The 12601-nt window shown below is 35.9% G+C and carries 18 protein-coding genes and 3 pseudogenes; 13 read left to right on the top strand and 8 right to left on the bottom strand.

Annotated features, from left to right (window positions below; all coding sequences use genetic code 11):
• The first annotated feature begins 161 nt into the window (after positions 1–161).
• The 6 genes and pseudogenes from JG537_RS00090 (at position 162) to JG537_RS00065 (ending at position 4474) form a co-directional block, all read left to right on the top strand.
• Positions 162–1922 (top strand): 1-deoxy-D-xylulose-5-phosphate synthase, encoded by a 1761-nt coding sequence (locus JG537_RS00090; protein ID WP_199542293.1) that lies wholly within the window; start codon positions 162–164, stop codon positions 1920–1922.
• Between the two features lie 123 nt (positions 1923–2045).
• A complete protein-coding gene (locus JG537_RS00085) occupies positions 2046–2699 on the top strand; it encodes a glucosaminidase domain-containing protein (protein ID WP_199542291.1) in 654 nt (217 codons plus the stop codon).
• 190 nt (positions 2700–2889) lie between these two features.
• Positions 2890–3072: a hypothetical protein gene (locus tag JG537_RS00080; RefSeq protein WP_099421067.1), complete on the top strand. Its 183-nt coding sequence runs from the start codon at positions 2890–2892 to the stop codon at positions 3070–3072.
• 20 nt (positions 3073–3092) lie between these two features.
• Complete coding sequence (locus tag JG537_RS00075; protein WP_199542289.1) at positions 3093–3623, top strand: modification methylase Sau96I; 531 nt, start codon at positions 3093–3095, stop codon at positions 3621–3623.
• A pseudogene (locus JG537_RS00070) lies at positions 3571–3891 on the top strand (cysteine peptidase family C39 domain-containing protein); the annotation flags it as partial. The gene JG537_RS00075 and the pseudogene JG537_RS00070, both read left to right, overlap by 53 nt.
• A 142-nt stretch (positions 3892–4033) precedes the next feature.
• On the top strand, positions 4034–4474 hold the full coding sequence (locus tag JG537_RS00065; RefSeq protein WP_132870011.1) for a single-stranded DNA-binding protein: 441 nt from the start codon (positions 4034–4036) through the stop codon (positions 4472–4474).
• 114 nt (positions 4475–4588) lie between these two features.
• Here JG537_RS00065 and JG537_RS00060 read toward each other — a convergent pair whose 3' ends face one another.
• From JG537_RS00060 to JG537_RS09655, 8 genes are all read right to left on the bottom strand, one after another.
• Positions 4589–5155, bottom strand: coding sequence for a hypothetical protein (locus JG537_RS00060; protein ID WP_199542288.1), 567 nt, complete (start codon positions 5153–5155; stop codon positions 4589–4591).
• Positions 5148–5693 carry a hypothetical protein gene (locus JG537_RS00055; RefSeq protein ID WP_199542287.1) on the bottom strand — a complete coding sequence of 182 codons (546 nt, stop codon included), beginning with the start codon at positions 5691–5693 and terminating at the stop codon, positions 5148–5150. Before JG537_RS00055 ends, JG537_RS00060 begins: the two co-directional genes overlap by 8 nt.
• Positions 5686–6249 (bottom strand): hypothetical protein, encoded by a 564-nt coding sequence (locus JG537_RS00050; protein ID WP_199542286.1) that lies wholly within the window; start codon positions 6247–6249, stop codon positions 5686–5688. The genes JG537_RS00055 and JG537_RS00050 overlap by 8 nt, the downstream gene beginning before the upstream one ends.
• Positions 6242–6811, bottom strand: a complete 570-nt coding sequence (locus JG537_RS00045) for a hypothetical protein (protein WP_199542285.1) — start codon at positions 6809–6811, stop codon at positions 6242–6244. The genes JG537_RS00050 and JG537_RS00045 overlap by 8 nt, the downstream gene beginning before the upstream one ends.
• The gene (locus JG537_RS00040) at positions 6804–7247 is read right to left on the bottom strand and encodes a hypothetical protein (RefSeq protein WP_246454248.1); all 444 of its coding nucleotides are present in this window, start codon (positions 7245–7247) and stop codon (positions 6804–6806) included. The genes JG537_RS00045 and JG537_RS00040 overlap by 8 nt, the downstream gene beginning before the upstream one ends.
• Positions 7248–7389: 142 nt before the next feature.
• Positions 7390–7908, bottom strand: a complete 519-nt coding sequence (locus JG537_RS00035) for a hypothetical protein (RefSeq protein ID WP_199542283.1) — start codon at positions 7906–7908, stop codon at positions 7390–7392.
• A gap of 5 nt (positions 7909–7913) precedes the next feature.
• Complete coding sequence (locus JG537_RS00030; protein ID WP_246454247.1) at positions 7914–9230, bottom strand: hypothetical protein; 1317 nt, start codon at positions 9228–9230, stop codon at positions 7914–7916.
• Positions 9181–9543 (bottom strand): hypothetical protein, encoded by a 363-nt coding sequence (locus JG537_RS09655; RefSeq protein ID WP_246454246.1) that lies wholly within the window; start codon positions 9541–9543, stop codon positions 9181–9183. The genes JG537_RS00030 and JG537_RS09655 overlap by 50 nt, the downstream gene beginning before the upstream one ends.
• Positions 9544–9682: 139 nt before the next feature.
• Here JG537_RS09655 and JG537_RS09775 point away from each other — a divergent pair, with 139 nt between their 5' ends.
• The 7 genes and pseudogenes from JG537_RS09775 (at position 9683) to JG537_RS00005 (ending at position 12304) form a co-directional block, all read left to right on the top strand.
• Complete coding sequence (locus JG537_RS09775) at positions 9683–9811, top strand: hypothetical protein (RefSeq protein ID WP_277997075.1); 129 nt, start codon at positions 9683–9685, stop codon at positions 9809–9811.
• A gap of 184 nt (positions 9812–9995) precedes the next feature.
• A complete protein-coding gene (locus JG537_RS00025) occupies positions 9996–10298 on the top strand; it encodes a DUF5592 family protein (protein WP_132869780.1) in 303 nt (100 codons plus the stop codon).
• 2 nt (positions 10299–10300) lie between these two features.
• Positions 10301–10948: a hypothetical protein gene (locus tag JG537_RS00020; RefSeq protein WP_132869779.1), complete on the top strand. Its 648-nt coding sequence runs from the start codon at positions 10301–10303 to the stop codon at positions 10946–10948.
• A 13-nt stretch (positions 10949–10961) separates the two neighbouring features.
• Positions 10962–11447, top strand: a pseudogene (locus JG537_RS00015) (virulence factor); the annotation flags it as partial.
• Positions 11427–11760: pseudogene (locus JG537_RS09650) on the top strand (ParA family protein); the annotation flags it as partial. The pseudogenes JG537_RS00015 and JG537_RS09650, both read left to right, overlap by 21 nt.
• A complete protein-coding gene (locus JG537_RS00010) occupies positions 11760–12032 on the top strand; it encodes a hypothetical protein (RefSeq protein WP_132869778.1) in 273 nt (90 codons plus the stop codon). The pseudogene JG537_RS09650 and the gene JG537_RS00010, both read left to right, overlap by 1 nt.
• A 47-nt stretch (positions 12033–12079) precedes the next feature.
• Positions 12080–12304 carry a hypothetical protein gene (locus tag JG537_RS00005; RefSeq protein WP_132869777.1) on the top strand — a complete coding sequence of 75 codons (225 nt, stop codon included), beginning with the start codon at positions 12080–12082 and terminating at the stop codon, positions 12302–12304.
• Positions 12305–12601: the final 297 nt, after the last annotated feature.

Raw genomic sequence — 12601 nt, 5'->3', positions numbered from 1 at the left:
AATATCTATCTCTCTTTTTTTGTCTAAAATTTTATTTTTTTGCTTGACTTAGAGTTAACTCCAGGGTGTATGATAAGAATACTTGAAAAAGGTGGAGGATTTCTTGAAAGTTTCCTTTTAAGAAATCTTTCAATGATGATTTTTGAATAAAAGGAGAATTTATGGTACTTGAAACAATTTCATTACCACAAGATTTAAAACAATTATCTCGTAAAGATTTGCACCGTGTTGTTGATGAAGCACGACAAGCGCTTCTTGAAAAAACAAGTCAGCATGGCGGACACAATGGACCAAACTTTGGCATGGTTGAAATGACAGTTGCTATGCACTATGTCTTTAATTCACCAGTAGATAAATTCATTTTTGACGTGTCACACCAATCATACGTTCATAAAATGTTAACTGGGCGTGCGCAAGCTTTTCTTGATTCAGCACACTATGATGATGTGTCAGGTTATACAAATCCTAAAGAAAGTGAACACGATCTTTTCACCATTGGGCATACTTCTACGTCATTGTCACTTGCTTCTGGTGTGGCTAAAGCGCGTGATTTGAAAGATGAAGTCTACAATGTTGTGGCTGTCATTGGCGATGGTTCTCTTTCAGGTGGTATGGCATACGAAGGGTTAAACCAAATCGCAACAGAAGGGACAAATACCATTGTCATCGTTAATGATAATGAGCAATCAATCGCCGTTAATCCAACTGGTGGTATTTACACAGCTCTTCGTGATTTACGTGAAAGCAAGGGTCAAGCTGACAATAATCTTTTCAAAGCTCTTGGTTTTGATTACTATTATCTTGATGCGGGAAATGATCTCGACCAATTAATTGCTTTATTTGAAGAAGTTAAAGATGCTAATCACCCTGTTTTGCTACATATTCATACACAAAAAGGTCATGGTGTGTCATTCATGGAAGAAAATCGCGAAGCTTTCCATGCGGGTGGACCATATAATCCTGAAACAGGAGAATATCTTCGAGCTTCAAATACTTCTGAAACATATAATAGCATCACAACTAGCTTTGTTTTAGATAAGATTAAAAATGATTCAACAGTAGTTGCTGTCAATGCTGGCACACCAATGTTTATGTTGAATCAAGACCAACGTAAACAAGCTGGAAAACAATTTGTTGATGTCGGAATTGCTGAGGAAGAAGCAGCAACTATGGCAGCTGGGTTGGCAAAAAACGGTGCAAAACCAATCTGGTACGTAGCAGCACCATTTATGCAACGCACTTATGACCAGTGGTCACATGACATCGCTTTGAATAATCTTCCGGTGACAACCTTGGTTTACTCAGCGTCAGTTAGTGCGATGAATGACGAAAGTCATCTGGGTTTCTTTGATATTCCATTTTTAGCACATATTCCAAATGTGGTTTATCTTGCGCCAACTAGCAAAGAAGAACATTTAGCTATGCTTGATTGGGCTGTTGAGCAAAATGAACATCCGGTAGCTATCCGCATCCCAGTTGGTCCACTTCGTGAAACTGGTCTTGTGGACACAACAGATTATTCAATTCTTAATAAAAACCAAGTGACTCAAAATGGTAACAAAGTTGCGATTTTTGGACTTGGTAATTTCTATGCTTTAGCAGAGGAAGTAGCTAAAGAGTTGGCTGCCAAACATGGCATTACAGCAACAATTGTTAATCCAAAATTTATCACTGGACTAGATGAAGAATTACTTGATAGTTTGGAATCTGACCACCAAGTTGTTGTAACTTTGGAAGATGGTGTCCTTGAAGGTGGTTACGGTCAAATGGTCGCAAGCTATCTTGGTGATGCTGACCTTAAAGTTCAAAACTATGGTGTTGAAAAAGCCTTCCACGATCGCTACAATGCTCAAGAACTTTTAGCTGAAAATGGTATCACTGTTGACAATATCGTCAAAAATATTATCAAGGTTTTAGATTAATAACATTAGCCTGGGGCATACTTGTCTCAGGTCCTTTTTATGAGTTGGAATCTTTGATGGCTAAGAGTCTCTTTTTTGGTGAAAATTTGTTATACTGAGAGGTGACTTTTTGAAAGGACTGTATTGTATTTGGCAAGTGTAAGAAAAAGGAAGAGAAGAAAAGTTAGTGGAAAACGACGTCGGAAAAGTCTACCCAGTTCAGTTTTGTATGGTATGAGTTTTCTAGCATTTTTAGCTTGTTCGACCTTGCTTCTTTATGCCTATCATTCACAAGATGAAGCTCAGCCAGCTTCTGCTGATACGAGTCAATCATCACAAGACATGACGACTATATCATTTATTCAAACAATCGGTGAATCAGCTCGTCAAATAGCTGCTCAAAATGATCTTTATGCTTCAGTTATGATTGCGCAAGCTATTTTGGAATCAAATAGCGGTCAGTCAGGACTGAGTCAGCCACCTTATTATAATTTCTTTGGAATCAAAGGTGATTATAATGGGCAAACAGTGACAATGCAAACCTGGGAAGATGATGGCAGTGGGAATGATTATAGGATTGATGCGCAGTTTCGCTCGTATGGCAGTTTGGAAGAATCGTTGCAAGATTATGCGCTTTTTCTTCAAAAAGATTTGTACGCTGGAGTGCACAAATCACAAACCGCTTCTTATCAAGATGCTACAGCAGCATTAACTGGAGCTTATGCCACAGATACGTCCTATGGTAGCAAATTAAATCAGCTTATTTCAGAATATGATTTGACCATCTATGACAGTTGATAATCTTATTAAAAGTATGCTTTTTTGATTGATGAAAAGAATTGTCAGTATTGTTTCAAAGTTCAAAGGTAAGTGGTAAGAGTAAGAGTTTTTAGAATCAAAAATAATTTATAATAAAAATATAGAGAACGGAGAAATCTGTTCTCTTTTTTTGTTCTCTTAAATTTTTTACGAAAGGAGAATTTTTTACATGAATGGTTTAGAAATTGTCATGGATATTGAAACGTTAGAAATTTTTGAAGTGATTGACCATGATCAAATTCATGATGAAATAGTGCAATTTCAAAAGTCTGATTTTCCTGACACACATGATTCAAATGTCGTGGTTCAGTTGAATTTATTTGAATCAATATTTGCTGAAAATTCAACTTGATCTATAGGAGAGTGAAACTAATGAAAAAGAATCATTTATATGAAGAATTACTCAACAGCGAGTCGCTTGGCTTTATTGATCCCTTTACCGATCTTGGGGAGTTTGACGTCGTTCAGATGAAGTTCAAAGAGTCTGTGCATCAGTTAAGAAATAAATACTCAGATCAGCCGTATTCTAAAAAATGGCAATTAAAAATTGAAGAGATGAGAAAACTCTATATTCAATATCAACTTAGTTTGCAAGAAGACAATAGAAAAGATAGATATTTCAGACGACCAAAGACTAAAATCTCTAAAGAACACATAGATGAGATTGTAGCGAATTATTTAAAATTGGGATTTAGTTTTCGTGATATTGAAAAAAGAGTGTCGATTGCCTATCAAACTTTGAGGAATCATTGGAATCGAAGCGACTATATTCAGACGGTGGAAACTGAGTTTTATTTAAAGTTAGATTTAAGTGATGGCTATTATTTACCTGGGACATCACTTCCTAAAAGATGGTATCTTGGTTGCCTCTCGTCAATGGGGCTTGACACCGACTGTTCTTAATTCCTCAGCTGCCTTAACAAGTGCTCTTAAAGAAGGGTATCATGTGGTAGCTGCCGTTCAACAAGACAAATTCTCTCCGTGGGGATGGGGAACAAGCCATGAGATTGTTCTTAAAGGCTATTCAAATGGAAATACTTATGTTTACAACCCATACAATTCAGCCAATAACGGTTGGTATCCAATTGTCTCACTTTGGAATGAACAAAGTACGCAAAGTGTGGATACTCGTGGGTTAGGAAATCCATTTGTCAAAATCACAGATATTTAAATAATACTTTATTAAAACAGGCTTTGCCTGTTTCTATCAGCAAGTCATCTTTCTAACCGTACAAACAAATGATTTACTCTCCCTGATGACTTGTTGCTAGAGGCAGGTGAAGCGATTTTTTATAAAGAAAGGAGTTGCTTTTATGCAAAAATTTATTGCAAATGCTCGTGTGGCCAATATTCCAGATGATGCGGTTGGAAGAACCGCAAATGGGCATATCAGTTTCAAATTTGATTTTGTTTGTGACTCTAGTTTATTAGATGATCAACAAAGACCAATTCCAACTTTCTTTCCAGTTCAAATCTATGGAAAACAAGCTGAGATGATGGCACAAACCTTGTCAAAAGTTTCACCTATTTTGATTAAAGGAGAGATTATTCAACGTGTTTATACTGATAAAAATGGTCAGCGCAGAACTCATCAGTATCTTGCTCCAGCCCAAATTGCTGGTATTACTTTTTTAGAAAACAAAACGGTAGCTGAAAAACGACGCCAAAGTCAACAAACCGTCTTTGCGCAACTGGAGCAACAACAATCTCAACCGTTTCAAGCTGTTCCAGTCGATGTGGATGAACCGTTTTAGAATATAGAAAAAACTAGCAATCTCAGATGAGGTTGCTAGTTTTGTGTTAAAGTTTATCGCTTAGTTTATTCTATCATATCTCTTAAAAGAAAAATAGTTTTATTATATGATGAACTAATTATTTAATGTAAATCTTTCTTGATATTTTTTGTTGAACCACCACTGTAAGTTGACTTTCGGTTTTATCTCCATTTTGTCTACAATAGGATTAATAACCTCATCAACATATCCTTGCGCCTCTTGTTTTCTTGTATCACTTTTATCATAAACATCTTTCCATACATCAGCCTTTTGATAATAGTAACTATAAAATTTACCACTTTTATCAAATTGATAAGTTCGATAATATTCTTCATATGTACCTTCGGCATGGGCTTCATACTGCACAGATTCACTACTTGATGATTGAATCAATATTAGTGAATTTTTTTCATTTATGATTGAATTATTTCCATCCGTATCATATCTTAATCCTTCAATAGTTGATTCTTCCATGTCATCTAAATGATCCAGGATAAAGACCATCTCGGGATTAGTCCCTTCTGTATGAGGAATATGCTTAGCGTAATAAATACAGTAAGTTGATAAATTATGCTGGATATAAACGAATCCACTTACTAAAAAGATGATAGCGATAGCTAATATAGCAATCCCTGTTTTTACCATGGTTCTGTTATTCATCTGAGAATCTTTCTTGGTATTTTTTGTTAAATAACCATTGTAGGTTAACTTTAGGTTTTATCTCCAGTTTTTCTACAATAGGATTAGTGACCTCATCAATATATCCTTGTGCTTCACTTTTTCTTACTTCACTTTTCTCGTATACCCCTTCATCATCTTCATCTAAGTGCCAGTAAGAAAGAAACTTTCCACTTCTATCAAAAAGATAGGTGTGGTAATCTTCATGAAAAGAAAGTTCATACTGAGCCGAATTATCAAAAGACTTATTTCTTAAACTGAAATTTCCGTCTTTTATGATAGCATTATAACCATCCGTATCATATCTTAATCCTTCAATAGTTGATTCTCCCATTGAGTCTAAATGATCCAGAATAAAGACCATCTCGGGATTAGTCCCTTCTGCATGAGGAATATGTCTAGCATAATAGATGGAGTAAGTGGATAGATTATCGTGGATATAAATAGCTCCAACTCCTAAAAGGATGATAGCAGTAGCTAATATGGCAATCCAAACTTTTACCATGAGTTTGTTATTCATCTGAGAATCTTTCTTGATATTTTTTGTTAAATAACCATTGCAAGTTGACTTTAGGTTTTACTTCCATTTTGTCTACAATAGGATTAATAACCTCATCAACATATCCTTGTGCCTCTTGTTTTCTTATATCACTTTTATCATAAACATCTTTCCATACATCAGCCTTTTGATAATAGTAACTATAAAATTTACCACTTTTATCAAAAAAATATAGGCGGTACATCTCTTCATCTGTACCTTTGTAGATTGAGACTTCATATTTAGCGGAGGTGATAAAGGCCCCCTGCCTTACAGAAAATGAATCATCTTTAATGATAGCATTATATCCATCAGTATCATACCTCAATCCTTTAATAGAGGATTCTCCCATATCGTCTAAATGATCCAGAATAAAGACCATCTCGGGATTAGTCCCTTCTGCATGGGGGATATGCTTAGCATAATAGATGAAGTAAGTGGATAGATTATCGTGGATATAAATAGCTCCAACTCCTAAAAGGATGATAGCAGTAGCTAATATGGCAATCCCAACTTTTACCATGAGTTTGTTATTCATCTGAGAATCTTTCTTGATATTTTTTGTTAAATAACCATTGCAAGTTGACTTTAGGTTTTACTTCCATTTTGTCTACAATAGGATTAATAACCTCATCAACATATCCTTGTGCCTCTTGTTTTCTTATATTACTTTTATCATAAACATCTTTCCCAGTATCAGCTTTTTGATAATAGTAACTATAAAACCTACCATTGGGTCCAAAGTAATATGTTCGATAGTTTTCCTTCCCTTGTCTACTGGCATCTTTAGGAATAACCGCATATTGAATATAAATACTATCTGGAGCCTGAGTTAGCAGTAGTATGTTTTCCTTTATAATTGAATTATTTCCGTCTGTATCATATCTTAATCCTTCAATAGTTGATTCTCCCATTGAGTCTAAATGTTCCAGAATAAAGACCATCTCGGGATTAGTCCCTTCTGCGTGGGGAATATGTTTAGCATAATAGATGAAGTAAGTGGATAGATTATCGTGGATATAAATAGCTCCAACTCCTAAAAGGATGATAGCAGTAGCTAATATGGTAATCCAAACTTTTACCATGAGTTTGTTATTCATCTGAGAATCTTTCTTGATATTTTTTGTTAAATAACCATTGCAAGTTGACTTTAGGTTTTACCTCCATTTTTTCGACAATGGGATTGATAACCTCATCAACATATCTTTGTGCCTCTTGTTTTCTTATATCACTTTTATCATAAACATCTTTCCATATATCAGCTTTTTGATAATAGTAACTATAAAATTTACCACTTTTATCAAATTGATAGGCTCTATAATATTCACTATTGTATCCCTGCAAAAAACCTACTTCATATCCCATTTTATCATCACCGTAACTTTGCCTTAATATATAGGAACTGTCTTTGATGATTGAGTTATGACCATCCGTATCGTATCTCAATCCTTGAATAGTGGATTCTCCCCAATAATCTAAATTGTCTAGGATAACCACCATCTCAGGGTTAGTGTCCTTATCATGAATTTGAGGCATGTGTTTAACATAGTATATGCAATAAGTTGCTAGATTCTGACTAACATAAATAAATCCATATAGCGATAGGACAAAGACTATTAATAGTGTAAGAAGTATTTGTCTAAGTGTTTTTTTACGTTTCATTTCTTATTACTCTCGTTTATTGAAATTTCCTTTGATAAATCAGATTAAACAACCACTGAAGATTATGTTTTGGTTTAGGTTGTACATCAAGAATTGGTCTTATGGCACGTTCGACATAGGCCATGGCTTCTTCTTTGCTTTCAGATGATTCACTATGTTGAGATTTACTGGTAGTTCGATTAATGATTCTTTTAGTTATAAACTGTCCCTTATTATCAAATTGGTAAGAAGTAGAAGTAGAGTTGGAATTAGCTCTCGATAAAAGAATTTTAGGATCCTGATGGTTATCAATAAAATATTCCTCATTTACTATAATTGTATTACTACCATCATAGTCATACCTTAAGTTTGAATGATCAGGCTTTTCAAGATAATAGAGATGCTTAAGGGTAAAAATCAATTCTGGATTCGTCCCTTTCTTATGTGGAAGGTGCTGTGCGTAGTATCCTGAGTGTCTAACAAGGTTAAAACTGACAGTGTAACAGCCCCATAGAGCTAGTAAGATTACTGGAATGGCAAACCATTTTTTTGACATGTCACTCATCTCCTTTTCTTTTTCTTAGGCGTAGCTTTCTTTTTAGGTGCAGCTTTCTTCTTAGGCGCAGCTTTCTTCACGACTTTTTTAACAGGTTGGCTTATTTTTTTGACCACTTTCTTGACAGGTTGAGGAGTTACTTTCTTCACCATCTCAACAGCCTTTTTAGCAGTAGTGGTTACTTTTTGAACGACTTTTTTCACTGCTTTAGGGACTGTTTTAGTCACAAAAGTCTTAGTTGCCTTAACGACCTTAGCGGTTGTTTTCTTAACAGTCTGTACGACAGGCTTAATGACTTTGTTATTGATTTTTTGAACGGTCTTGGCAATTGGTTTAACCACCTTTTTCTCAACAGTTTTAGCAATGGCAGCGCTCGCTGTTTTGAGTGGGTGTTTACGGAACTTATCAAGATTACCGTCATAGAGTACAGTATCCAATTGTTGAATATTGTTACCAATATTTTGATGTTTCTTTTTACCCACAGAATAAACTAAAGCACCGATACCACCAACTGTTAGGAAACTAGCAACAATTTCCATAAAGGATGCTAGTTGGGCTTCACCTTTATTTTTATCTTTACCTTGATTCATTCCATAGACTTCTAAAAAGAGATCTTTCCGCTTGTCATCTAGGTTTTCTTGATTATAATAAGCAAGGATGCGTTCGTCTAACGGTAAATTTTTATACTTAGGATGTCTAGCGAGGATAATCGCATCCATATCGGTATAAATATCAGACTCTGGCATGGTCGTTAATATATCTCCGAGTAACGAATTCTGCTCAAGAATAATGTTTCGTTGATAATAATTATTGATGAATTTGCTTACTGGTTGACTATATTGTAAAAAATCTAAGAAAAAAGATCGAGAAGCTATATGCTTTATTAAGTTATCAGAGACTTTCTGGTCTTCCAAAGAAGCAAGCGTCGTCATGATATGGGCAAAATCAATTTTTCCATCAGAGTGGTTGTCACGGATTGTAGTTTTTATATTGTCTGGGACAGCGAACATTGAATCTTTAAATGTACTGAAAAAGTTTTGAAGAGTGTCATCTCCATATGAAGGAGATGCTAATGTTAAAGCAATATCCCTATTGATTTTATTGTAATCATTGCCATATTTTTTCTTAGCTTTTTGTCCAATGTCCTGGATAAAACTTATTAAATCTGTCTGTTGTGGACTATTTTTAGCGGTATCTATAATCCCCGTATTTTCTCCAAACCAGTCTTTTTTCTGAGAAGTTTGGGATTTCTTTTGAGTTTTTGCCACTGGGCTATCTGTGGTCGTTGACGCTTGTGCTGGCGTAACCGTTGTAGTTGGCAATGTTACCTGTAAAGGTTTGAGTAGCATTTGGCTCGGAACGAAAAATGAGGTTTTGAGCCAAAACTTCAGGAAGGTACCCCGTTTTATTAGTATTTCCTAAAGCGGTATTATAGTCTTCATCATAGCGAGCCTTAGCTAGATTATACGTTTTTTGATCAACGTTATATTGTTGGACCTTCTTTTCATACTCCTGATACTTAACTAGTTCATTTTGATAAACCTGCTCTTGCTTTTGGTAGTTTTGATAATCTTGCTCAGCCTTTTGATAAGTGGCTTTAGCCTCTTGATAATCCTTTGTGACCTCTTTAACCATTTCTGTTTGCTCAGCATAGTTAGCCTGAGCTTCTTGTGTATTCTCAAAGGTCTCCGTTTCGGTTTCAACAGCAGTTATTCCCTCAGTTGTTGCTTCAGAGATAGCTTGGTTTAGTTGACTATCATCAGTGTAGTTTGTTGTGACTTCAGTTGACGTTGATGATTATGAAGCTACAACAGCCTCTGTAGAAGCTGTTGCTGCGACACCCTTTACTTGTGGTGTCAGTAACACTAAACTGCTGAATAAGGCAATTCCTAAAGCTTGGTAATGTTTACTTTTCATAAGTCTCCCTTCTAAATTTTTTGTATTATACCATGAATTAAAGAAATCTTAAAGTAATCTTAACTCAAAAATTATATAACTTTTTGAATAAGGAATTGAGTTGTCCCTATAGAGCACGATTTTTGATTATTCCTTACGATAAACTTATCAACTAGTAAAGGAGACATTCTATGACCGAAAAATATGGCGTGCCTCGTGATATTCGGGCACGAATTAAAATTATTGGCTTATTCATTGTTGATTTTATCTTTATTGGAGGTTCAGCGGTTGCTGCTATAACCTTTGGGATGCGACTATTTCCTACGAATCAGTGGCCTCAAATGATTGCCTTTATTTTACTGACGCCACTCATGTGTTTATATCTGGTCTTACCAACCAATGGTGGCAAGAAAAATTGGCACAGCATGGTGCTCTTCTTTAGACGCCGTCGGAAACGCTATACCAGTATTAACTATCAGAGGGGAGGGAAATAACCGTGGCGATTAGACAAGTAACTTCTTCAGAAGACGTTAAGCGCCCTTTAGGACGATTTCAACCAAGCAAACACCAAACACAAGATTATTATGACCTGCATTCTGCTGTTGAATTACTTGATGTTAAAAATATCATCAATAATCATAAGGCTTACATCGAATTGGTTGATTACGGCTACCTGCAGTTGATGGAGATTTCTGGTAAAGACCTGGGGTCTCTCTCCTATAACGAGGTTAACCGTACGTTAGATAACTTCGAGAAATGGATTACCGATTTTAATACCAACGTTCAAATTGAGGTGACGACCTTACCAACAGATACAACCACTCAGATTGCGGACTTACGGCATCATTTGAGCTTGGTGCATCAAGAAAAAGCAAAACTTTCTCCAACGTCTCGCCGTTATGGTCAACTGGAGGACCGAGAACAATTGCTTCATAACAATATGCAGGTCGAAGAGTCTATTCAACAAGAAATTTACAATACCGAGTTTATCTTATGGCTGTTTGCCCCAAGCACATTTGAAATGGATGAGCTGGTTCGCAAAGCTAAAATTTATGGGAATAATGACTTTGTTCCACAGGACATTAGTGTTGCTAAAAAAGAACAAATCATCAAACAGTACAACAACATGAATGAAAAGGTATAGAGAGGAGAACTTGATGTCAACATTATCCCAAAAATGCCAACGTCAACTAAAAGCAGCGGGATACGATTTAGCTTTTTTAAGTCGTGTTCAACCCCAAGGCAATATTGATTTCAGACATGATCGCTATTGGGGCAGTGGAGACGGTTATCATACGGCTCTCTTGTTTTATGAGTACCCGTCAGAAGAATTGGACCGTTTTGTGCTGTCAGAATTGTTACTCATTCCAGGGACCCGAGCCTTTTTAGCTTGGTATCGGGAGAGTAATAAAGAACTAAAACAAGAGATTAAGGAGTCTATTGAGGAAAAATCCACTCGTATCACAGGAAATAGTAAGGTAACAGATAACCAACAAGAGCTGGATGAAATCAAAGACCTTCAGGAGTTGGACCGTGATATTCGCAAGAAGAACATTGCCATGTTAGGCATGTATGTTCGGGTCTATGTCTCTGCCTCAACAAAAGAGGAACTCTTTCGTAAGGTAGATGACATTAAAAGTGAAGCGATTGATGTTATTACTCGAAAAACTATGTGACAGCAACACCTTACATCATTGGCAATAACATCAAATTGTTTGGCAACCATGTCTCTGATACCGCTAACAATTCTTAGCTGTTATGGAAGAAGATCCTGCTTATCTTGGAACGATCTTCTATAAAGAACTATTGGCTAAGAGTCTTGTTTATGACCAAAGTGTTTTTGAACAGTAGCAGCAGATGACTCCAAAAGCACAAGAAAAACACCAGAATTTTTACGACAACATCACATATGTCTATCAGCATATCTTAGATGTTTTAGAAGGAGATAATCATTAATGACTGAAAATCGTTTTGCTCAGCTGAGGGATGCTTTTGAGGAAGGGCCTAAAAAGGAGCGATCTGTCGCTAGATCCCGCAAAGGGGCGGCTCAATCAGCGCCAAAAGGTTATGCTAAAAAAGGACGTTACCCCTTTGCCTTGCATGAGGACGTCCGTTATGAGAAATTGGAAGATTTAGTTGCGTATCATGGCGCTAAATCGGCTTCTGATTACCTGGAAAGCTTGATTATTAAAGAGTGGGAGAAGATGCAACGTAAATTAAAAAAATAACTTCTTGATTAAGGAGAAAGGATAAAAGCTATGATTACTTTTGTTTCATTAAAAAACTCGTTCAAACCTTTTGGTGGCTCATTGTAGCGATAGCCTTTTATGTCTTCTATAAGACAATTGGATTAAGCATGGCTTTCCTTCTGGTTATTGGTTTATTAGCTCTTTATTTTGCCCCATTCTTGTTTCTTCCAATTGTGTTAATTGCCATTGGTGTTCATTTAACAGGTGATTTTTCCTTTATTGCGGATAGCTTGTGGGGGGATTTATTCTGATTCCTATTGGAGCGGTAATCGGTGACAAAATTGTAACTAGTTTTAGAAGAAAATCGAATAAAAGGTGATCTAACAGAGCGTCACCAAAATGAGATGATAAAGTCTTTACTGGCTTCTTGATGAAAGCCACAAAAGCAAGCGAGCACAAAAGTAAGGCTTAATTGTAGAATCAAGAGTTAGCAAAACTAAAAGAAGACTAGCACTAAAATTGACCTTTTTAGGCTAGTCTTTTGTTATATGTTATAATTGAGTAAATTAAAATAATAAGTTGAGGTTGAATATGTTCGTTTTACTATT

It is taken from the genome of Streptococcus vicugnae (assembly GCF_016461705.1).
Lineage (GTDB): Bacteria > Bacillota > Bacilli > Lactobacillales > Streptococcaceae > Streptococcus > Streptococcus vicugnae.
Note: the sequence above shows the minus strand (reverse complement) of the source record. Positions and strands in the feature narration are given on the sequence as shown.

Bases quoted from the DNA above. Each gene is read 5' to 3' on its own strand.
- JG537_RS09655 (WP_246454246.1), bottom strand. From the start codon at position 9,543: ATGGTTAAAGAGGTCACAAAGGATTATCAAGAGGCTAAAGCCACTTAT.
- JG537_RS00040 (WP_246454248.1), bottom strand. From the start codon at position 7,247: ATGCCTCAAATTCATGATAAGGACACTAACCCTGAGATGGTGGTTATC.
- JG537_RS00080 (WP_099421067.1), top strand. From the start codon at position 2,890: ATGAATGGTTTAGAAATTGTCATGGATATTGAAACGTTAGAAATTTTT.
- JG537_RS00025 (WP_132869780.1), top strand. From the start codon at position 9,996: ATGACCGAAAAATATGGCGTGCCTCGTGATATTCGGGCACGAATTAAA.
- JG537_RS00010 (WP_132869778.1), top strand. From the start codon at position 11,760: ATGACTGAAAATCGTTTTGCTCAGCTGAGGGATGCTTTTGAGGAAGGG.
- JG537_RS00060 (WP_199542288.1), bottom strand. From the start codon at position 5,155: ATGAATAACAGAACCATGGTAAAAACAGGGATTGCTATATTAGCTATC.
- JG537_RS00055 (WP_199542287.1), bottom strand. From the start codon at position 5,693: ATGAATAACAAACTCATGGTAAAAGTTTGGATTGCCATATTAGCTACT.
- JG537_RS00050 (WP_199542286.1), bottom strand. From the start codon at position 6,249: ATGAATAACAAACTCATGGTAAAAGTTGGGATTGCCATATTAGCTACT.
- JG537_RS00035 (WP_199542283.1), bottom strand. From the start codon at position 7,908: ATGTCAAAAAAATGGTTTGCCATTCCAGTAATCTTACTAGCTCTATGG.
- JG537_RS00065 (WP_132870011.1), top strand. From the start codon at position 4,034: ATGCAAAAATTTATTGCAAATGCTCGTGTGGCCAATATTCCAGATGAT.
- JG537_RS00090 (WP_199542293.1), top strand. From the start codon at position 162: ATGGTACTTGAAACAATTTCATTACCACAAGATTTAAAACAATTATCT.
- JG537_RS00045 (WP_199542285.1), bottom strand. From the start codon at position 6,811: ATGAATAACAAACTCATGGTAAAAGTTTGGATTACCATATTAGCTACT.
- JG537_RS00075 (WP_199542289.1), top strand. From the start codon at position 3,093: ATGAAAAAGAATCATTTATATGAAGAATTACTCAACAGCGAGTCGCTT.